General features: G+C 60.8%; 19 protein-coding genes. 8 read left to right on the top strand and 11 right to left on the bottom strand.

The annotated features are described in order from the left end of the window. The first annotated feature begins 2 nt into the window (after nt 1–2). From FFI16_RS29580 to pqqE, 7 genes are all read left to right on the top strand, one after another. Nucleotides 3–797, top strand: a complete 795-nt coding sequence (locus tag FFI16_RS29580; protein WP_138813594.1) for a carbon-nitrogen hydrolase family protein — start codon at nt 3–5, stop codon at nt 795–797. Between the two features lie 48 nt (nt 798–845). Next, a complete protein-coding gene (pqqF, locus tag FFI16_RS29575; RefSeq protein WP_138813593.1) occupies nt 846–3,203 on the top strand; it encodes a pyrroloquinoline quinone biosynthesis protein PqqF in 2,358 nt (785 codons plus the stop codon). 158 nt (nt 3,204–3,361) lie between these two features. After that, the gene (pqqA, locus tag FFI16_RS29570) at nt 3,362–3,436 is read left to right on the top strand and encodes a pyrroloquinoline quinone precursor peptide PqqA (protein ID WP_003194766.1); all 75 of its coding nucleotides are present in this window, start codon (nt 3,362–3,364) and stop codon (nt 3,434–3,436) included. Between the two features lie 71 nt (nt 3,437–3,507). Beyond that, nucleotides 3,508–4,419, top strand: a complete 912-nt coding sequence (gene pqqB / locus FFI16_RS29565) for a pyrroloquinoline quinone biosynthesis protein PqqB (protein ID WP_138813592.1) — start codon at nt 3,508–3,510, stop codon at nt 4,417–4,419. 11 nt (nt 4,420–4,430) lie between these two features. Continuing rightward, complete coding sequence (gene pqqC / locus FFI16_RS29560; RefSeq protein ID WP_138813591.1) at nt 4,431–5,183, top strand: pyrroloquinoline-quinone synthase PqqC; 753 nt, start codon at nt 4,431–4,433, stop codon at nt 5,181–5,183. Then, nucleotides 5,180–5,455 carry a pyrroloquinoline quinone biosynthesis peptide chaperone PqqD gene (gene pqqD, locus FFI16_RS29555; RefSeq protein WP_138813590.1) on the top strand — a complete coding sequence of 92 codons (276 nt, stop codon included), beginning with the start codon at nt 5,180–5,182 and terminating at the stop codon, nt 5,453–5,455. The genes pqqC and pqqD overlap by 4 nt, the downstream gene beginning before the upstream one ends. Then, the gene (pqqE, locus tag FFI16_RS29550) at nt 5,448–6,578 is read left to right on the top strand and encodes a pyrroloquinoline quinone biosynthesis protein PqqE (protein WP_371923613.1); all 1,131 of its coding nucleotides are present in this window, start codon (nt 5,448–5,450) and stop codon (nt 6,576–6,578) included. The genes pqqD and pqqE overlap by 8 nt, the downstream gene beginning before the upstream one ends. Before the next feature lie 5 nt (nt 6,579–6,583). On the opposite strand, the gene FFI16_RS29545 is transcribed toward pqqE, so the two are convergent. Both FFI16_RS29545 and FFI16_RS29540 read right to left on the bottom strand, forming a co-directional pair. After that, nucleotides 6,584–6,742, bottom strand: a complete 159-nt coding sequence (locus FFI16_RS29545) for a YqaE/Pmp3 family membrane protein (RefSeq protein ID WP_003194776.1) — start codon at nt 6,740–6,742, stop codon at nt 6,584–6,586. Between the two features lie 182 nt (nt 6,743–6,924). Continuing rightward, nucleotides 6,925–8,187, bottom strand: coding sequence for an aspartate aminotransferase family protein (locus FFI16_RS29540; RefSeq protein ID WP_138813588.1), 1,263 nt, complete (start codon nt 8,185–8,187; stop codon nt 6,925–6,927). A gap of 209 nt (nt 8,188–8,396) precedes the next feature. Here FFI16_RS29540 and FFI16_RS29535 point away from each other — a divergent pair, with 209 nt between their 5' ends. Beyond that, nucleotides 8,397–9,296, top strand: a complete 900-nt coding sequence (locus FFI16_RS29535; RefSeq protein WP_138813587.1) for a LysR family transcriptional regulator — start codon at nt 8,397–8,399, stop codon at nt 9,294–9,296. Nucleotides 9,297–9,522: 226 nt separating this feature from the next. On the opposite strand, the gene FFI16_RS29530 is transcribed toward FFI16_RS29535, so the two are convergent. The 9 genes from FFI16_RS29530 to bioF form a co-directional block, all read right to left on the bottom strand. Then, on the bottom strand, nt 9,523–11,301 hold the full coding sequence (locus FFI16_RS29530; RefSeq protein ID WP_138813586.1) for an acyl-CoA dehydrogenase C-terminal domain-containing protein: 1,779 nt from the start codon (nt 11,299–11,301) through the stop codon (nt 9,523–9,525). Nucleotides 11,302–11,551: 250 nt separating this feature from the next. Then, nucleotides 11,552–13,321: an acyl-CoA dehydrogenase C-terminal domain-containing protein gene (locus FFI16_RS29525; RefSeq protein ID WP_138813585.1), complete on the bottom strand. Its 1,770-nt coding sequence runs from the start codon at nt 13,319–13,321 to the stop codon at nt 11,552–11,554. 90 nt (nt 13,322–13,411) lie between these two features. Then, nucleotides 13,412–14,701, bottom strand: a complete 1,290-nt coding sequence (locus FFI16_RS29520; RefSeq protein WP_138813584.1) for a diguanylate cyclase — start codon at nt 14,699–14,701, stop codon at nt 13,412–13,414. 203 nt (nt 14,702–14,904) lie between these two features. Beyond that, nucleotides 14,905–16,710, bottom strand: coding sequence for a phenylacyl-CoA dehydrogenase (locus FFI16_RS29515; RefSeq protein WP_056857826.1), 1,806 nt, complete (start codon nt 16,708–16,710; stop codon nt 14,905–14,907). 332 nt (nt 16,711–17,042) lie between these two features. Continuing rightward, nucleotides 17,043–17,324 (bottom strand): hypothetical protein, encoded by a 282-nt coding sequence (locus FFI16_RS29510; RefSeq protein ID WP_017138029.1) that lies wholly within the window; start codon nt 17,322–17,324, stop codon nt 17,043–17,045. A gap of 106 nt (nt 17,325–17,430) precedes the next feature. Next, entirely contained in the window at nt 17,431–18,111 is a 681-nt protein-coding gene (gene bioD, locus FFI16_RS29505; RefSeq protein WP_138813583.1) for a dethiobiotin synthase, read from the bottom strand. Beyond that, on the bottom strand, nt 18,108–18,920 hold the full coding sequence (bioC, locus tag FFI16_RS29500) for a malonyl-ACP O-methyltransferase BioC (RefSeq protein WP_138813582.1): 813 nt from the start codon (nt 18,918–18,920) through the stop codon (nt 18,108–18,110). The genes bioD and bioC overlap by 4 nt, the downstream gene beginning before the upstream one ends. Continuing rightward, nucleotides 18,913–19,644, bottom strand: coding sequence for an alpha/beta fold hydrolase (locus FFI16_RS29495; RefSeq protein WP_138813581.1), 732 nt, complete (start codon nt 19,642–19,644; stop codon nt 18,913–18,915). The genes bioC and FFI16_RS29495 overlap by 8 nt, the downstream gene beginning before the upstream one ends. Next, nucleotides 19,637–20,818 (bottom strand): 8-amino-7-oxononanoate synthase, encoded by a 1,182-nt coding sequence (gene bioF / locus FFI16_RS29490; protein WP_138813580.1) that lies wholly within the window; start codon nt 20,816–20,818, stop codon nt 19,637–19,639. The genes FFI16_RS29495 and bioF overlap by 8 nt, the downstream gene beginning before the upstream one ends. Nucleotides 20,819–20,868 lie beyond the last annotated feature (50 nt).

Below are 20,868 nucleotides of genomic sequence, written 5' to 3'. Positions count from 1 at the left end.
GCATGCGTGTCGCCCTGTACCAATGCCCACCGCTGCCGCTGGATGTGGCCGGCAACCTCAAGCGCCTGCATCAATTGGCCCATGAGGCCACCGGTGCCGACGTGCTGGTGCTGCCGGAGATGTTCCTCAGCGGTTACAACATCGGTGCCGAAGCGGTGGGCGCACTCGCCGAAGCCCAGGATGGGCCGTCGGCACAGGCGATTGCCGAGCTGGCCAAAAGCGCCGGTTTGGCAATCCTCTACGGTTACCCGGAGCGGGCTGAGGACGGGCAGATCTACAACGCCGTGCAGTTGATCGATGCCCACGGCCAGCGCCTGTGCAACTACCGCAAGACTCATCTGTTTGGCGACCTGGACCACTCGATGTTCAGTGCCGGGGAAGATGACTTCCCGCTGGTGGAGCTTAACGGCTGGAAGCTCGGGTTTCTGATCTGCTACGACCTGGAGTTCCCGGAAAACACCCGCCGCCTGGCCCTGGCCGGTGCCGAGGTGATCCTGGTGCCGACGGCCAATATGGTGCCGTTCGACTTTGTTGCCGACGTGACCGTGCGGGCGCGGGCCTTTGAAAACCAATGCTATGTGGCCTACGCCAACTACTGTGGGCACGAAGGCGAGATTCAGTATTGCGGGCAAAGCAGTATTGCTGGGCCCAATGGCCAGCGAATCGCCCAGGCGGGATTAGATGAAGCGCTGATCGTCGGTACGCTGGATCGCCAGTCGATCCTGGATGCACGCGCGGCCAATCACTACCTGCAAGACCGTCGCCCAGAGTTGTACGGCGCGCTGCACAAGCCCTGAACCGGCCGGTTTGTTAGCATAGGCACATTCTACGTTTCGGAAGTGCCCATGCCTGCGCCGGCCCACCCTCATTACCTTGACTTGACCCTGGCCAACGGCCTGCGGGTTTCCTTGCGCCATGCGCCACGCTTGAAGCGTTGCGCCGCGATGTTGCGCGTGGCCGCCGGCAGCCATGACGTGCCATTGGCGTGGCCGGGCTTGGCGCATTTTCTTGAGCATTTGCTGTTTCTCGGCACCGCGCGCTTTCCCACAAGCGAAGGCTTGATGGCTTACGTGCAGCGCCAGGGTGGGCAGGTCAACGCCAGCACCCGCGAACGCACCACGGACTTCTTCTTTGAGTTGCCAGTGCCAACCTTTGCCGGCGGACTCGAGCGGCTGGCGGATATGCTCACCCATCCGCGCCTGACGATTGAAGACCAGGTGCGTGAGCGCGAAGTGCTGCAGGCGGAGTTTGTGGCCTGGTCCCAGGATGCCAAGGCGCAGCAGCAAGTTGCGCTGCTGGAAGGCTTGGCGGCGGACCATCCGCTGCGCGGTTTTCATGCCGGTAACCGGGATAGTCTGCCGGTGGAGCGTGAGGCCTTTCAGCAGGCACTGTGGGAATTTCACCGCGAGTTCTATCAGAGCGGGCAGATGACGTTGATTCTTGCTGGCCCGCAGTCACTGGAAGAACTGCAAGCGTTGGCCCAGTGTTTCAGCGACGAGTTGGCCCCTGGCCCGCTGCGCCCACAAACCGCAGCGCCAGCATTGATGCCAGGCCACGCGCGCAGCTATCAACACGTCGCCCAGAATCACCTGCACCACGTCATCACCTGTGGCGCTTCTCGCCAAGCGCTGGAGTTTCTTTGCACCTGGCTCAACGCTGCGGCGCCGGGTGGTTTACTGGCTGAGCTGAAAGCACGAAAACTGGCCAGCGCAATGCAGGCGTCCGTGCTTTATGCGTTCGCCGGGCAAGCCGTGTTGGATATCGACTTTACCCTCGCTACTCAAGACGATTCGGCTACGCAAATCGAAGCATTGCTGCACGATTGGCTGAGCTTTTTCGCACACAGCAACTGGGCATCTTTGCGCGAAGAGTTCGCCTTGCTGAACGCTCGCCAGCAACAGGTGCAAAGCGCACTGGCGGTGGCGCGAAATGAACGTGAAGACTTGTCGGAACAAGGCGCTGCCGCACTGAAAGCGCTGCTGGATTCGCTGCACCTTAAACCATTCCAGCACCCTTGGCAGTTGCCGCCCAGCAACCCGTTCCTGCGGGCACCTGCCAAAGAAGAACGCGCCGGGCTGATTCGCGGCCAGACCAGCGCCCACCGGGGTTTGCGCACCTTCGCCCAGGACCGCTCCCGAGGCCGTCGGGAGGTGTCGGCGCTGACATTCAGCCAGGCATTGGCGGATGACACCGATGAAGGCGCGCTGTATCTGCAATGGCAGTTTGATAACGCCGCGCCCGTGGGGTTGGAACATACGTTACAACCATTGCGCGAGAATGCCCGGCAGGCCGGCGTTGAGTTGTCTTTCGAAACGATCGGCAATGATTTCCTGGTGAAAATGGTCGGTCTTCATCAGCCCATGCCGGCTGTTCTGGACGTATTGGCGCAAAGCTTAAGCCTGACACAAGACGCCGCACCCGCCGCAACACCGATGATCGCCATCCGAGAGCTGCTCAAGGCGCTGCCTGTTTGCTGCTCCGACACTCGTTCCGGGCCAGTGTCATGGGCGACCGCTAGATGGCATGGGCTCGGCTTTGGATTACCGGCCGCTTGTGAAGCCGCGATCAAAATCGCCGCAGTCCGGCTACCGGGTCAGCCGACAAGCATTGAGCGCACGCCGCGACCCCTCGGCGGTCAGAAACTCTGGCACGAGGTGGAAACCGACGCCAACGAAGCCGCTCTACTGCTTTTTTGCCCCACGCCCACACCTTCCCTGGCCGATGAAGCCGCGTGGCGACTGCTTGGGCATCTACTCCAAGGGCCTTTTTACCAGCGTCTGCGGGTCGAGCAACAAATCGGCTACGCGGTATTCAGCGGCATCCGACAGGTCAACGGGCAAACCGGGCTACTATTTGGCGTGCAGTCCCCCAGCGTTTCATTGAGCGGGATCGTCGATCACCTGCAAGGCTTTCTGAAGCAATTACCGTCGTTAATCGACAGCAGCCCAGACTTGGGCAACCAGGCCCTGGCGCAGCAATTTAATGCCCGGCAAGTGCCGCTCAGCCAGGCCGCCGAGCTGCTGTGGCAGGCGCAGTTGGCGGGCCACCCGTCGGGTTATCTGGAGCTGCTACAACAGTTGATACAAAACCGCACACGCGAGGATGTGCAGCGTGCCGCCCAGCAACTCAACGACGCTGCCGGCGGCTGGCGTTGCCTAGCCAACGGCCCATCTATCAACGATTACTGGCAACCGGCAGGCTGATCGTTGCCAACCCTGCAACAGGCTTTTTCCGTCAAGACAGCGCTAACTTGAAAAGAATTGCGTAATATTCATGCGCAATATCTGAACATCTCCGATAGGAGGTGGACTATATGTATTACTTGGTAGTGAACGTCCCATCCCTTGGTAGGAGTATGAATATGACCTGGTCCAAACCCGCTTACACTGATCTGCGTATCGGTTTCGAAGTCACCATGTACTTCGCCAGCCGTTGATTGGCTGAGTAATACAACGCCTCGGTTCGCCCGGGGCGTTTTTGTTTTGAGCTTTGCGTGATGGAGCAATCATGTTTGTCCAGATTCTAGGTTCCGCCGCCGGCGGTGGCTTCCCGCAGTGGAACTGCAACTGCGTGAACTGCGCAGGCTTTCGCGACGGTAGCCTGCGCGCCCAGGCGCGTACCCAGTCGTCCATCGCGATTTCTGACGATGGCGTGAACTGGGTGCTGTGCAATGCATCGCCGGATATCCGTGCGCAACTGCAAGGCTTCGCACCGATGCAACCCGGCCGCGCCCTGCGCGATACCGGCATCAGCGCGATCATCCTGATGGACAGCCAGATCGACCACACCACCGGCCTGTTGAGCCTGCGCGAAGGCTGCCCTCACCAGGTGTGGTGCACCGACATGGTCCATGAAGACCTCAGCACCGGTTTCCCGTTGTTCACCATGTTGACTCACTGGAACGGCGGCCTGGCCTGGAACCGTATTAAGCTGGACGCCAGCTTCACCATCCCGGCCTGCCCGAACCTGCGCTTTACCCCGCTGCCCTTGCGCAGCGCCGCCCCGCCCTATTCGCCACACCGCTTTGACCCGCACCCAGGCGATAACATCGGCCTGATCGTCGAAGACCTGCGCACCGGCGGCAAGCTGTTCTATGCACCGGGCCTGGGCAAAGTCGATGCGCCGCTGCTGGAAATCATGGCGGGCAGCGACTGCCTGCTGGTGGACGGCACGATGTGGGACGACGATGAAATGCAGCGCCGGGGCGTCGGCACGCGCACCGGCCGCGAGATGGGCCACTTGGCGCAAAACGGTCCCGGCGGCATGCTCGAAGTACTCGAGCAGTTACCTGAGCAGCGCAAGGTGCTTATCCACATCAACAACACCAACCCGATCCTCGACGAAGACTCCCCCGAGCGCGCCGAGCTGGTGCGGCGCAATGTCGAAGTGGCCTACGACGGCATGAGCATTGAATTGTAGGAGCAGACCAAGTGACTGACACACCGTTGACCACCGCCGAGTTCGAAGCCGCCCTGCGGTCCAAAGGCGCCTTCTACCATATCCATCACCCGTACCACGTGGCGATGTATGAAGGCCGCGCTACCCGCGAGCAGATCCAGGGCTGGGTCGCCAACCGTTTCTACTATCAGGTGAACATCCCGCTCAAAGACGCCGCGATCCTGGCCAACTGCCCGGACCGCGAGATCCGCCGCGAGTGGATCCAGCGCCTGCTCGACCACGACGGCGCGCCCGGTGAAGACGGCGGTATCGAAGCCTGGCTGCGCCTGGGCCAGGCCGTCGGCCTCGACCCCGACCAGTTGCGCTCCCAGGAGTTGGTGCTGCCCGGTGTGCGTTTTGCAGTAGATGCCTACGTCAATTTTGCCCGCCGCGCCAGTTGGCAGGAAGCTGCCAGCAGCTCGCTGACCGAACTGTTTGCGCCGCAGATCCACCAGTCGCGCCTCGACAGCTGGCCGCAGCACTACCCGTGGATCGACCCGGCCGGTTATGAGTATTTCCGTACGCGTTTGGGCCAGGCGCGTCGCGACGTAGAACATGGTTTGGCGATCACGCTGCAGCACTACACCACCCGCGAAGGCCAGGAACGCATGCTGGAAATCCTGCAGTTCAAACTCGACATTCTGTGGAGCATGCTGGATGCCATGAGTATGGCCTACGAACTCAACCGCCCGCCGTATCACAGCGTGACCGAGCAGCGGGTCTGGCATAAAGGGATCACCCTATGAGCTTTGATCGCAGCAAAACACCCACCTGGCGCCAGGGCTATCGCTATCAATACGAGCCAGCGCAGAAAGGCCACGTGTTGCTCTACCCCGAAGGCATGATCAAGCTCAACGACAGCGCCGCCTTGATCGGCGGCCTGATCGACGGCGAGCGCGACGTGGCCGCCATCATCGCCGAGCTGGATAAACAATTCCCCGGCGTGCCTGAACTCGGTAAAGACATCGAGGATTTCATGGAGGTTGCCCGTGCTGAGCACTGGATCGAACTTGCCTGAAAAGCCACCAATCGGCCTGCCACTGTGGTTGCTCGCCGAGCTGACTTATCGCTGCCCGTTGCAGTGCCCGTATTGCTCCAATCCGCTGGATTTTGCCGAGCAGGGTAAAGAGCTGAGCACTGAACAGTGGATCAAGGTGTTTCGCGAAGCGCGGGAAATGGGCGCCGCGCAACTGGGCTTTTCCGGTGGTGAACCGCTGGTGCGCCAGGACCTTGCCGAACTGATCGCCGAGGCGCGCAAGCTGGGTTTCTACACCAACCTGATCACCTCGGGCATCGGCCTCACCGAGCAGAAGATCAGTGACTTCAAGAAGGCTGGCCTGGACCATATCCAGATCAGCTTCCAGGCCAGCGATGAGCAGGTGAACAACCTGCTGGCCGGCTCGAAAAAAGCCTTCGCGCAAAAGCTGGAAATGGCCCGCGCAGTGAAGGCGCACGGCTACCCGATGGTGCTGAACTTCGTCACCCATCGGCACAATATCGACAAGATCGACCGCATTATCGAACTGTGCATTGCCCTGGAGGCAGACTTCGTCGAGCTCGCCACCTGCCAGTTCTACGGCTGGGCGCAGCTCAATCGTGTGGGTTTGTTGCCGACCCAGGAACAGCTGGTTCGCGCCGAGCGCATCACCAACGAATACCGCGCCAAGCTCGAAGCTGAAGGCCACCCGTGCAAGCTGATTTTCGTGACACCGGATTACTACGAGGAACGCCCGAAAGCCTGCATGAACGGCTGGGGCAGTATTTTTCTGACAGTGACTCCGGACGGCACCGCCCTGCCTTGCCACGGCGCCCGACAGATGCCAGTGCAATTTCCCAATGTGCGCGACCACAGCATGCAACACATCTGGTACGACTCGTTTGGCTTCAACCGCTTTCGCGGCTACGACTGGATGCCCGAGCCATGCCGGTCATGCGATGAAAAGGAAAAAGACTTCGGCGGCTGCCGTTGCCAGGCGTTCATGCTCACAGGCGATGCGAGCAATGCCGACCCGGTGTGCAGCAAGTCCGAGCAGCACGGCATCATCCTCAACGCACGGGAAGAAGCCGAACATGCCACCCAGACCATCGAGCAGTTGGCCTTTCGCAACGAGCGTAACTCACGGCTCATTGCAAAAGGCTGACGGCCTCAGCGCTTGGCGATGATGTACACCGCGTGGATGATGCCGGGGAAGTAGCCGCACAGGGTCAGCAGGATATTCAGCCAGAACGCGCCGCCGAAACCCACTTGCAGGAACACACCCAGTGGCGGCAGCAGGATAGCGATGATGATACGAATAATGTCCATGGGTCAGCTCCAAAAAATCGGCTCATGTGAGCCGTGTAGCTAATCGACCTTGGGCGTTCGTGAGGGTTCAGTGGGATCTGGCATTGGGCCATCCTGAAGTGAGCAGACAAAAAAACGCCCCCAGCCAAAAGAATCAGGCTGGAGGCGCCGCGTATGCCGCGAGACGGTTCAGGAATATGAGGTTAAACGGCGATGCCCTTGCGGCATTGCAGTTGTGCGGTGCGCACGCGGGAGAAGGCGCGCGCCAGGCGCAGGAGCATTTCGTCGATATGGCTTTTGCTGATGTTCAGGGCTGGAGTAAAACGCAAGCAGTCAGGTTGTGCGGCCGCGAGGATCAAGCCTTCGTGCAGCGCAGCCTTTACCACCGCCTCTGCGCAATCGTCCGACAGCGTCAGGCCCCACATCAGCCCGTTGCCGCGTAATTGCCCGTGTTCATAACGGTAGGCCAAACGGGCAAGCCCTTCTCCCAGGTACAAGCCGGCTTCGCGTACCTGTTCGAGAAAGCCACTTTCCAGCACCGCGTCGAGCACCGCGACTCCCGCCGACGCCATCAGTGCATTGCCGTGATGCGTACCTTCCAGCTCGCCCACCTCAAAACAGCAAGCCTTGCCCCGCGCCAGCAGCGCGGCCAGCGGTACACCGCCGCCCAGGCCCTTGCCGAGCGTGATGATGTCTGCGCGCACGCCATACTGTTCTTCAGCGAGCAATGTGCCGCAGCGGCCAACGCCGGTTTGCACTTCGTCAAAAATCAGCAGAATACCCAGCTCGCGGCACAGGCGTTCAACGCCTTTGAGGTAATGCTCAGTCGCAGGAATCACCCCGGCTGCGCCTTGAATCGGCTCCAGCATGATCGCGACTGTTTGCGCATCGACGGCGGCGTGCAGGGCCGGCAGGTCGTTGAAAGGCACGTGGCTGAAACCTGGCAATTGCGGCTCAAAACGATTGTTATCAGCCCCCGCCGACGCGGCCATGGTGGCGAAACTACGACCATGGCAACCGCCGCTGGCCGTGATGATGTGATGAGCACCGCCGCGATGCAGTTGGCCCCACTTGCGCGCCAGCTTGATCGCTGCCTCACAGGCTTCAGACCCGCTGTTGAGCAAGTAAGCCTGGTCGCTGCTGGTGCGATGGCACAGACGGTCGACCAAATTGAGTTGCGCCCGGTTGTACAGGCCAACGCCGGGGTTGATCAGCGCTTGCATCTGCTCAGCCAGGGCCGTGAGCACGACCTGCGAGCTGTGGCCGAAGCTATTGGCGGCGCCGCCCTGGTTGAAGTCCAGATAGGCACGGTCATCGCTGTCCGAAAGCCACGAGCCTTGGCCCCGCACGAAGACTTGGGCCGGGCGCTCCACAGTGGGCATCAGGCATTCGCTGCAGAGATCATCACGCGGTATATCGAGAATCAGATCGTCCAGGCTCGGCGCAGGTCGACGGAACAAATTCACAATTTACCTCCGATAGCAACCTGACCTTGGTCGACAGGCCCAGCAGACCTTGACTGGAAGTGTTTTGCCTTGCCTATGTAAACGCCATCAACATAAACGCTGTTCATTGTCCGATCCGGCCCTGTAAGCCCTGCGAATAGGCGCTAGACTAGGCGTCCGAGGGGCCATCGGCCATTTCGATTTTCCAGCTTTTTCGATAAGTAAGTCTTATGGATTTCAAGCAACTGCGTTATTTCGTCGCGGTGTATGAGGAAGGCCACGTGGGCCGTGCTGCAGAGCGCCTGTCGATCTCACAACCGGCTTTGTCGCAACAGATCCGCCAGCTGGAACAGAACCTGGATGTCAGCCTGTTCGAGCGCAGCAGCAAGCGCCTGCTGCCCACGCTGGCGGCACACACCTTGTACAACCACGCCTTGCCGCTGATCGATGGCATGCAGCAAGCCGTCGAGGCGTTGCGCAACTTCAAGGGCCAGGCGATGCGCACCCTGGCCATTGGCGTGCTGCAAACCGTGCACACCAGCCTGGTCCCGCAGATGCTCGAGCGTGTGCGCAAAGCCCAACCGCATCTGGTGGTGCAGATCTATGAATTGACTGGGCTCGAGATTGAGCGGCGTTTGCTCAACGGCTCGTTGGATATCGGCATCAGCTACTTGCCACCCCGTCAGCCGGGGTTGACCGGCGTGTTGCTGTACGAAGATGAACTGAAGGTCGTCATCCCTGAAGACCATCCACTGCGGGAATTCAAGAAAGTCTCGCTGAAACAGGCAGCCGAGTTGCCGATGCTGCTGTTGGGGGAAGAGTTTCAGGTGCGCCAGATCTGGCAAGGCCAGTTATCCAACCTGGGGCGACGGCCCCAGGTGCAGGCGGAGTTGAATACCATGGCCGGGATTCTCGACAGCTTGCCCCATACCCAGCTCGCCACGGTATTGCCGGGGCGCTCCCAGGATGAGCACAACAGCAAGGCGCTGCTGTGGAAGCCCTTGAGTGAACCCAGAGTGCCGCTGAAAGTGGGGTTGGTGTGCCGCGACGTGCAGCGCCAGCAAGCGACGGTGGCGCTGTTGCGCACCTTGCTGGAAGACGTGATGAATGCCCCGTCGGCAAGCGCCTGACTTTTTCGCGGGCAAAAGAAAACCCCGCCGAAGCGGGGCTTTGCAGACTGTTTCCCTGACATCCATTTCACTCCGCCATCCTGGCAGAATCCTACGTGTCCCTGTTGTTGCTTTGCGCTTCCTGCGCGACGTCCATGTGAAGTAGATTATCCGTGGATCCAATTTGGCGATAGAGGACGAATAGCAGCACGTCATGTAAGAGAATGCTTACACGCCCTCCAAGCCCTTAGAACAGGGCTTCATCCAGCAAAAACAATGATTCGCTACCGGCTTTTACCGACGCACTCAGCGAATGAATACGTGGCAGCAAGCGAGCAAAGTAGAAACGCGCGGTGCCCAGCTTGCTGGCGTAGAAGTCTTCTTCAGCTTCTTTGCCCAGCGCGGCCTTGGCCATGCGCGCCCACATATAGGCATAGGCCATGTAGCCAAAGGCATGCAGGTACTCAACCGAAGCCGCGCCGATTTCATTCGGGTTGGTCTTGGCGCGGTCCAGTACCCAGGCGGTCAACTCATCCAGATTATCCACGGCAGCGCTGAGCGGTCGGGTGAACTCGCTCAACTCGGCGCTTGAAGCCGTGATGAACTGGCGGATCTCGTCGGCAAACAAAGTGTAGAACGCCCCGCCGCTGCCGACGATCTTGCGTCCCATCAAGTCCAGGGCCTGAATGCCGTTGGTGCCTTCGTAGATCTGGGTGATGCGCACATCACGCACCAACTGCTCCTGGCCCCACTCGCGAATGTAGCCGTGGCCGCCAAAGATCTGCTGGCCAAGCACGGTGGTTTCCAGGCCAAGGTCGCTGAGGAAGGCCTTGGCAACAGGTGTCAGCAGCGCCACCAGGTTGTCCGCACGCTCGCGGGCGGCGGCATCTTCACTGAACTTGGCGATGTCCAATTGCGTTGCCACGTAGGTGGAGAACGCGCGACCGCCTTCGTTCGACGCTTTCATGGTCAGCAACATGCGGCGCACATCCGGGTGCACGATGATCGGGTCGGCCACTTTGTCCTTGGCCTGGGCGCCGGTCGGCGAACGGCTTTGCAGGCGGTCACGGGCATATTCAATCGCGTTCTGGTAGGAGCGTTCACCCGACGCCAGGCCCTGAATACCCACGCCCAAACGCTCGTAATTCATCATGGTGAACATCGCCGCCAAGCCACGGTTCGGTTCACCCACCAGGTAACCCACGGCTGCATCGAAGTTCATCACGCAGGTCGCGGATGCCTGAATGCCCATCTTGTGTTCAATCGAGCCGCAGCTCACCGGGTTGCGCGCGCCCAGGCTGCCGTCGGCATTGACCATGAACTTCGGCACCAGGAACAGCGAGATACCCTTTGGCCCCGCCGGTGCATCCGGCAGTTTGGCCAGCACCAGGTGGATGATGTTGTCGGTGAGGTCATGCTCGCCGCCGGTGATAAAGATCTTGGTGCCACTGATGGTGTAGGACCCGTCCGCCTGCGGCTCGGCCTTGGTGCGGATCATTCCCAGGTCTGTCCCGGCATGCGCTTCGGTCAGGCACATGGAACCGGCCCACTCACCCGAATACATTTTCGGCAGGTAGGTAGCCTTGAGCTCCTCGCTGGCGTGGGTGTTGATGGAAACGCAGGCGCCGGAGGTCAGCATCGGGTACAGGCCAAACGCCAGGCTCGACGAGTTGATCATCTCTTCAACCTGGGCCGAGACGGCCTTGGGCATGCCCATGCCGCCGAAGATCGGGTCGCCGCCTACGCCCACCCAGCCACCTTCGGCGTAGGTCTTATAAGCCTGTGGGAAACCATCCGGCGTGCTGACAGCAGTGTCCGCCCAACGGCAACCTTGCTCGTCGCCATTACGGCTGAGCGGCGCGATGGATTTGGCCGTGACCTTGCCGGCTTCCTCAAGGATCGCCTCTACGGTTTCGGCATCTACGGTGTCTGCCAATGCCGGCAATTGGGCCCAGGTGTTGGCGACCTCAAAAACTTCGTTGAGGACGAAGCGCATATCACGCAGCGGCGCTTTGTAATCAGCCATGGCAAACCTCGTGAGAACATGAAAAGTGATTCGATAGGATCGGTTTTACAGGCTCCGAGTGTAACCGAACAACATTTGAGACACATAGGGTCTGTTAGTGACCAAATGGTATTTATAAGTCATACAGAGAACCCGTGAGGGAGCGGGCTTGCTCGTGAATGCGGTGTGTCATAACCAAATCAGGCGACTGACACCCTGCATTCGCGAGCAAGCCCGCTCCCACATTTGACCCGCGGTGAATCAGTCACCTTTACAGCGCAAACAACTGCGCCGGCAAGCTCATCAGGCACTCACTGCCCGCCTCTACAGCGGCGCGATGCGTTGCAGTACGCGGCAACAGGCGCTTGAAGTAGAAATCGCAGGTGGCCAATTTAGCCTGGGCGAACTCTGCGTCGTCATGTGACTGCGCCGCAATCGCCATGCGCAACCACAGGTACGCCAAAATGATGTAACCGCTGTACATCAAGTAATCCACCGCTGCCGCGCCCACTTCATCCGGGTTTTTCATGGCGGCCATGCCGACCTTCATCGTCAGCTCGCCCCATTGCTGGTTCAGTTGGTTGAGCAGCTCCACCTGTGCCTTGAGCTGCGGATGCTCGGCATTCGCCGCGCAAAACTTATGCACAAGCTTGGTAAACCCGCGCAGCAACTTGCCTTGGCTGCCCAGCACCTTACGGCCCAGCAAGTCGAGCGCCTGGATGCCATTGGTGCCTTCATAGATCGGCGCAATCCGCGCATCACGCGCCAGTTGCTCCATGCCCCATTCGCGAATGTAGCCGTGGCCGCCAAACACCTGCATACCGTGGTTGGTCACCTCCAGCCCGGTTTCGGTCATGAAGGCTTTGCAGATAGGCGTGAGGAACGCCAACAGGTCTTCGGCCTCCTGGCGTTGGGCGGCGTCGCTGCTCAAGTGCGCGGTGTCGAGCAATTGCGCGGTGAAATACGTCAGCGCCCGATTGCCTTCGTTGAAAGCCTTCATGGTCAGCAACATGCGCCGTACATCCGGGTGCACGATGATCGGATCGGCGGCTTTGTCCGGGGCCTTGGCGCCGGTCAGCGAGCGCATTTGCAGGCGATCGTTGGCGTATTGGATCGCGCCCTGGAAGCTTGCCTCGCCATTGCACAAACCCTGCATGCCAGTGCCCAGGCGCGCGTGGTTCATCATGGTGAACATACAGTTCAGGCCTTTGTTCGCCTCGCCAATCAAAAAGCCCTTGGCGCCGTCGAAGTTCAGCACGCAGGTGGCCGAGGCCTTGATGCCCATCTTGTGCTCGATAGAGCCGCAGTGCACCGCGTTGCGCTCGCCTGAATCGGCGTGGAACTTGGGCACGATAAACAACGAGATGCCCTTGGTGCCCGCCGGTGCGTCCGGCAGTTTGGCCAGCACCAAGTGAATGATGTTGGCGCTCATGTCGTGCTCGCCGGCCGAGATGAAGATCTTGCTGCCGGTGACCGCGTAACTGCCATCCGCCTGGGGCACGGCGCGGGTCTTGATCAGGCCCAGGTCGGTGCCGCAATGGGCTTCGGTCAGGCACATGGTGCCGGTCCATTCGCCGGCGGTTAGTTTGCTCAGGAACGTGCCTTTCTGCTCCTCGGTGCCGTGGGCGTGGATCGCCGACATGGCGCCGTGGGTGAGGCCCGGGTACATGCCCCAGGAGGTGTTGCTGGAGCCAATCATCTCGCTGAGCACCAGGCCCAGGGACAGCGGCAAGCCCTGGCCTCCATAGGCCGGGTCCGCCGCCACGCCATGCCAGCCACCTTCCACATACTGGGCGAAGGCTTGCTTGAAGCCCTTGGGCGTGGTGACCACGCCGTTGTCGAAGTGGCAGCCTTCTTCATCGCCGCTGCGATTGAGTGGAGACAACACGTTTTCGCAGAATTTGGCGCCTTCTTCGAGGATCGCGCTGACCATATCCGGGCTCGCGTCGGTGGCGCCCAGCGCGGCGTAATGGCCGTGAAAATCAAATACGTTGTCGATCAGAAAGCGCATGTCGCGCAGGGGAGCTTTGTACTCAGGCATGGCAATGTCTCCGGCAGCAGATACCTTCAACCTACTGCCGGCCACCGCCCGGAACAATCACTGTAGAACCGCTGAATACACCGCCATCACTCAACCGGCAGCGCTCTCCATGCGCACCGCACCACGGCGGTTCTGGCCTGATGCGACCACGCAGTTACGCCCGGCGCCCTTGGCGGCGTAGAGCGCCTGGTCAGCGGACTTGAGCACTTCTTCGGGCGTGCGTTGCTCGGCCTGGCGCTCGGCCACGCCGATGCTGACCGTCACCGACACACTCGAGGCGCCACTGCCCGCCCGACGCTGGCGGCCCTGCTGGTCATCGTGGGGACGGTCCGGGTTACGCAGCTTGATGTCGTAGTTGGCGATGATCTCGCGGATCTCTTCCAGGTGCGGCATACACTCGTCCAACGTCTTGCCGGCGAACACCACGGCAAACTCTTCCCCGCCATAGCGATAGGCACGCCCGCCGCCATTGACCTTCGACAGCTTGCTGGCCACCAGCCGCAGCACTTGGTCACCGACATCATGGCCGTGGGTATCGTTGAAGCGCTTGAAGTGATCGACGTCACTCATCGCCAGTACGTAATTGCGCCCCAACCGTTGCATGCGCTCATTGAGCGCGCGCCGCCCCGGCAGGCCGGTGAGTTCATCGCGAAAGGCCATCTGATAAGCCTCGTGCGCCACGCCGGCGGCAATCATCAGCATTACCTGGCTGCACATGATGTTCAGGGTGAACGGCAGGATGAAGGTTTGCGGCAACATCCAGAACAACCCCAGCAAACCCACCAGTTGCGCCGCGTGCAAGGGCCGCGGCTGATACCAGTACTGCGCCGCCAGGGTCACAAAGCCAATCAGAAACATCGGGTACGACAGCTGGATCAGGCTCATCCAACTGCCATGCAGCGCCGGCCAGCGAATCTCCGCCAGCCAGCTCAGCAAGGCTTGGGGAAAGCTCTGCTCAAGCGCCAGGGCCACGCTGCCGAACGCAAAGAGCACGGCGCAGCGCGCCACGAAGTCGCGGAACAGGTGGGTTTTCTCCTGCCACAGCGCGTAGATGCTGAACAGCAGAGGCAACAGCAAGCAACACAGGTGGAACACCACGGCGGCGTCTTCGCGCACGCTGCCGTTGTCGCGGTAGTAGTCGGTCTGGGTGTCGAGCAGGAAGTAGACGACGTACACCGTGATCATCAAAAACAGCTCACGCTGGCGCCGATACACCGCGCAGTACGCCCCGCCGAGCAACAACACCAGGGTCGGCAGCACATTGAACAATGAGGTGAAGAACACGTTGAGATCTTTGACATACGCAGCCGAGAGCCCGGCCAGTAACAGCAGCAACGAAGGAATAAAATGACTGAAACGTACAGCGGACACGCGTGACAAGGGTAAAGCTCCGACCCACTCAGAAAGATGGCACAGTGCCTTCACTGAGCACAGTTAAGCACATTCAATGTGACCTGTATCACATTGCCATCACTGTAACGGCAGCCAAGCGCAATCCCTGAGTGCTGTGCTGTGTTTTTTATCGCGCACAAAAAACCGCCGCTCCCAAAGGCAGCGGCGGTTTTCAAGAGAACCGGCTGGGCTTAGTAAGCCAGGCCGAAGTCTTCTTCTTTCATGTCCATCAGGTTGTTGGCACCCGACAGCATGGTGACCTTATGGGTCTGGGTACGCGGCAGGATACGCTGGAAGTAGAAGCGCGCAGTCTGCAGTTTGGCGGTGTAGAACGCTTCTTCAGTGGTGCCGGCAGCCAGTTTCTCGGCGGCCAGGCGTGCCATGTCGGCCCAGAAGTAAGCCAGGCATGCGTAGCCGGAATACATCAGGTAATCCACCGAGGCGGCACCGACTTCTTCACGGTCTTTCATCGCGGCCATGCCGACCTTCATGGTCAACTCGCCCCACTCTTTGTTCAGTGCCGCCAGCGGAGCAACGAATTCCTTAACGGCTTCGTTGCCTTCGTTGGCCTGGCAGAACTTGTGCACGATCTTGGTGAAGCCCTTGAGCGCTTCGCCTTGAGTCATCAGCACTTTACGGCCCAGCAGGTCGAGTGCCTGGATGCCGGTGGTGCCTTCGTACAGCATCGAAATGCGGCTGTCGCGCACGTTCTGCTCCATGCCCCACTCGGCGATAAAGCCGTGGCCGCCGTAGATCTGCACGCCGTGGTTGGCCGATTCAAAACCGACCTCGGTCATGAACGCCTTGGCGATCGGGGTCATGAAGGCCAGCAGGCCGTCGGCTTGCTTCTTGGCTTCGTCGTCGGTGCCGTACTTGACGATGTCCACTTGCTTGGCGGTGAAGTACACCATCGCACGGTTGCCTTCAGCGAAGGCTTTCATGGTCAGCAGCATGCGGCGCACGTCAGGGTGCACGATGATCGGGTCAGCGGCCTTGTCTGGTGCTTTCGGGCCGGTCAGGGAGCGCATTTGCAGGCGGTCACGAGCGTATTTCAGGCCGCCCTGGAAGCCGATCTCTGCGTGGGACAGGCCTTGCAGGGCAGTGCCCAGGCGAGCGGTGTTCATAAAGGTGAACATGCAGTTCAGGCCTTTGTTCGCCGGGCCGATCAGGAAACCGGTGGCCGCGTCGAAGTTCATCACGCAGGTGGCGTTACCGTGGATACCCATCTTGTGTTCCAGGGAACCACAGGTCACCGCGTTGCGCTCGCCGATCGAACCGTCTGCGTTCGGCAGGAACTTAGGCACGATAAACAGCGAAATACCTTTGGTGCCGGCCGGTGCGTCCGGCAGGCGGGCCAGTACGATATGGACGATGTTGTCGGCCATGTCGTGCTCACCGGCCGAGATGAAGATCTTGGTGCCGGAGACTTTGTAGGAACCGTCGGCCTGAGGCTCGGCCTTGGTGCGCAGCATGCCCAGGTCGGTGCCGCAATGCGGTTCGGTCAGGCACATGGTGCCGGTCCACTCACCCGAAACCAGCTTGGTCAGGTAAGCGTCTTGTTGTTCCGGGGTGCCGTGCTCGGAGATGGTGTTCATCGCACCATGGGACAGGCCAGGGTACATGCCCCACGACCAGTTGGCGGCGCCGACCATTTCGCTCACGGCCAGGCCCAGGGATTCCGGCAGGCCTTGGCCACCGTGCTCCACGTCGTGGGCCAGGCTTGGCCAGCCGCCTTCGACGAACTGCTTGTAGGCTTCTTTGAAACCAGTAGGGGTTTTTACGCCTGACTCGCTCCAGGTACACCCTTCGATGTCACCCACGCGGTTCAACGGTGCCAGCACTTGCTCACAGAACTTGGCGCCTTCCTCAAGAATGGCGTCAACCATGTCCGGGGTAGCGTCCTGGCAAGCCGGCAGGCTCTGATAGTGCGCTTCATAACCGAGCAGTTCGTCACGAACGAAGCGAATATCACGCAAGGGGGCCTTGTAGTCAGGCATAGCGATAAACCTCTGCTGATGTATCTGGGATGAACAACCGCGTGGATTTGTTATGGCGGTCAAACAGGTGTTTGAAACATACGTTTACGACCTGGGGTTGTCAAGCATCGCACCGAAGCCGTTTGTCCTGACGTGAGTCAACTCCAGGCACGGCAAGGCCTGCGGCGCAGTGCCACGTGATTTGAAAGTGTAGAAGTTCCCAGGGGTGAATCAGCACAATGTGGGAGCGGGCTTGCCTGCGATGCAGGCGCCGCGGTGTATCAGGAGAATTGAGTCGATGCTATCGCAGGCAAGCCAGCTCCCACAGAAGAGCCGGCGTGTACCCAAAAAAGTTAGGCGTAGGTATCGATCAAGGTGCCAAGCATTTCATCCGAAGCCTTGGCGACTTTCGCGCCCAGCTCCACCTGGAATTTGCCTTGGGCCATTTCGACCATGTTGCTCGCCGAGTTGGACGGCTGGGCGCGATCGTTGGCTTGCAGACGATCACTTTGTGCGTCCGAGGGCTGGGTCGTCGCGGCGCCGGCGATTTTGCCGGCGGCCTGGTCGACGCGGTTCTGCCCGGCCTGAATGGTGCTCAGCCCCGAATAAAACGCGCTGCTTCCAGAGATTTCCATGGCGTAAGCCTGCCTTTAGAGAATCGTGAACTTGAATTGAAGCAGACATCCTGGCAAAACGCCCGTCAAAAACACTAATGGCATAATGCCTTATCGATAGCCAAAATCAGTCAAGCAGGTCCAATTCCAGGTACTCGGCCACCGCTTTTGCGCTTGCCTGCTTGAGCTTCGGCACACGCCCCAAGCACGGCGCGGGCAACCGCTCGGCCAGGGTGGCGAGGTTTTCTTCCAGACGAGAGGTCTTGGGGTCGATGATATTCGCCACCCAACCCGCCAACGGCAAACCGTCGCGTGCAATGGCTTCGGCAGTGAGCAAGGCATGGCTGATACAACCCAGACGTACGCCCACCACCAGAATCACCGGCAGCTTGAGCGCGATGGCCAGGTCCGACAGGTTGGCCTGATCGGCCAACGGCACTCGCCAGCCGCCTGCACCTTCGATCAAGGTGAAATCCGCGTGCTGCGCCAATATGTGTTGCATCGGTTTGAGCAGCGATTGCACCGTCAACGCCACGCCCGCCTCCCGCGCAGCCAAGTGCGGCGCAATCGCGGGCTCGAAGGCCACCGGGTTGACCTCGGCATAGGTCAGCGGCAGCGAACATTCGGCCAGCAGCGCCAAGGCGTCGGCATTGCGCAACCCTTTAGGGGTTACCTGGCAACCTGAAGCCACCGGCTTTCCGGCAGCGGTGCTTTTACCCGCAAGCCGCGCGGCATGCAGCAGCCCGGCGGCGATGGTGGTTTTGCCCACATCGGTGTCGGTGCCGGTGATGAAATAAGCAGCGCTCATAACGGTTTCTCCAGTACGGCGTACACCACTTGGTACGTGGCGGGCAGGCCCTGGGCCTGGCGGAACTGCTCGTAAGCGTGCACCAGTGCAACAATCCGCGCGCGGCCCGTCAACCCTCCCGGCCGGCCGGGGTTGAGGTTATGCGCGCCCAACGCCTTGAGTTCATGGGTCAGGCTGCGCACATCCGGGTAATGCAACACGTGGGGCTGGCGCTCCAGGCTCAGCACCCGTAAACCGCTGGCAGCACACAGCTGTTGGTAAGCCTCGAAGGTGCGGAAGCGGTTGACGTGAACCAGGCCATCCGCCGCACGCCAGCTTTGGCGCAACTCGTCCAGGGTGCCCACGCACAGGCTCGCAAATGCGAACACGCCCCCGGGTTGCAGCACACGATAGGCTTCACTGAGTACCGCGTCGAAATTCGCGCACCACTGCACCGCCAGGCTGGAGAACAGCAGCTCGAAACTTTCAGTTGCCAGCGGCAAGCGTTCAGCATCCCCCGCGATGAAGTGCTGCGCGCCGCCCAATGGTCGCGCATGGCTAAGCATGCCTTCGGCAATATCCAGCGCTACGCCTTGGCTTGCCGGCAGCCATTCGCCCAGCGCACGGCTGAAATAACCCGTGCCGCAGCCTACATCCAGCCAGCGCCGAGGCGCGATGGCCGCCGGCAAGCGGGACATCAGCGCATGCCCGACTGCGCGCTGCAACTCGGCCACGCTGTCGTAGCTGGCGGCGGCGCGGGAAAACGAGGCCGCCACCTGGCGCTTGTCCGGCAAGCCGCCCGGCAGTGGCGGCTGGGATAAATCAGTCATCGACACACTCATGCAAAAAAGCCTGGATGGCCCCCGCTACACCGTGAGGGTCTTCCAGAAGAAACGCGTGACCGGCCTGTTCAATCAGGCCGATTTCTACATCGGGCAACAGCGCCAGCAAAGCACTCGCGGCTTCGGCGGGCACCAGCTCATCCATGCCCGCAAACAGGTGCAGTTGCGGGCCGCGATACGCCTGCAAAGCGGCGCGGGTATCCAGTTGTGCAAGCAACTCCAGACCGGGCATCAACACGCTGGAAGGTGCATTTGGTGCGCCGCCGACCAACAAACGCGACAGCCCGCGCGGGTCTGCGGCACCTTTGGCGCACAGCAAACCGAAACGTTTGAGGGTGACCTGAGAGTCGGCATGGCAACCGGCAAGGAATACGTCGAAGGTCTCAGCGGGCATGGCACTGGGCCAACCATCATGGGCGACAAAACACGGATTGCTCGCCATTGTCAGCAGCCCGCAGCAGCGTTCGCCGCGCCGCGCCGCCAGCTCGGAGGCGAGCATGCCGCCCAGGGACCAGCCGCCCAGCCAGGCGTTGTCCGGCAGCGTGGCGTCGAGTTCGTCGAGCCATTCATCCAGATCGCTGGAAGCCAGCACCGGCAACGGCTCGATATGCACTTGCAAGTGTTCGTCCAAACCCTGCAAGGCGGCAGCCAGAGGCTCCAGCGGCGACACGCCGAGCCCCCAACCGGGCAGCAATACCAATCGATCACGCATGGTCGGGCTCCGTAATACTTAACAACCGGAAACACTCATCCAATCCGTTTAACAATAGCTGCACCTGGGCCGCGCTGTGGGCTGCCGTCAATGTCACGCGCAAACGCGCACTGCCTGCCGGCACGGTCGGTGGGCGGATGGCCGTGACCATCAGGCCGCGCTCGCGCAGCATTTGCGACAGGCGCATGGCGGTGGCGCTGTCGCCGATCAAAATCGGCTGGATTGGCGTAAAGCTGTCCATCAGCTTTAAGCCGATCTGCTCGGCGCCCTGACGGAACTGGCGGATCAGGCCATTGAGGTGCTCACGCCGCCAGTGCTCGGTGCGCAACAGCTCCAGGCTCTTCAAGGTGGCGCAGGCCAATGCCGGTGGCTGGCTGGTGGTGTAGATGTAGGGCCGGGCGAACTGGATCAGGCTTTCGATCAGCTCTTCACTGCCCGCCACAAACGCCCCGGCCGTGCCGAAGGCTTTACCGAGGGTGCCGACCAATACCGGCACATCTTCCTGGCTCAGGCCGAAATGCTCGACGATGCCACCGCCCGTAGGGCCCAACGGGCCGAAGCCATGGGCGTCATCGACCATCAACCAGGCGCCTTTGGCGCGTGCCTCACGGGCCAGCGCAGGCAGGTCGGCCAGATCGCCGTCCATGCTGAACACGCCATCGGTGACCACCAATGTATTGCCGGTGGCCTTCTCCAGGCGCTTGGCCAAACTGTCGGCGTCGTTATGCAGATAGCGGTTGAAACGCGCCCCGGACAGCAGGCCGGCATCCAGCAGCGAGGCGTGGTTAAGGCGATCTTCCAGCACCGTATCGCCCTGCCCCACCAACGCGGTGACCGCGCCCAGGTTGGCCATATAGCCGGTGGTAAACAGCAGCGCGCGCGGGCGCCCGGTGAGGTCCGCCAGGGCTTCCTCGAGTTCATGATGCGGCGTGGCATGGCCGATCACCAGGTGCGAAGCGCCACCGCCCACGCCCCAACGGGACGCACCGGCGCGCCAGGCTTCAATCACTTGCGGGTGGTTGGCCAGGCCCAGGTAGTCGTTATTGCAGAACGCCAACAGCGGTTGGCCATCCACCACCACTTGCGGGCCTTGCGGGCTCTCAAGCAAAGGGCGTTGGCGATAAAGGTGTTCGGCACGGCGGGCAGCGAGGCGCGCGGCGAGATCAAAAGACATGCAGGCCTCGGCAGATCAAAGAACTTGAGACTGAATGCGGTCAACTGTGG

The sequence above is a fragment of the Pseudomonas sp. KBS0710 genome (assembly GCF_005938045.2).
Classification (GTDB): Bacteria; Pseudomonadota; Gammaproteobacteria; order Pseudomonadales; family Pseudomonadaceae; genus Aquipseudomonas.
The sequence above is the reverse complement of the archived record's forward strand: the minus strand, read 5'-3'. Positions and strand labels throughout refer to the sequence as shown.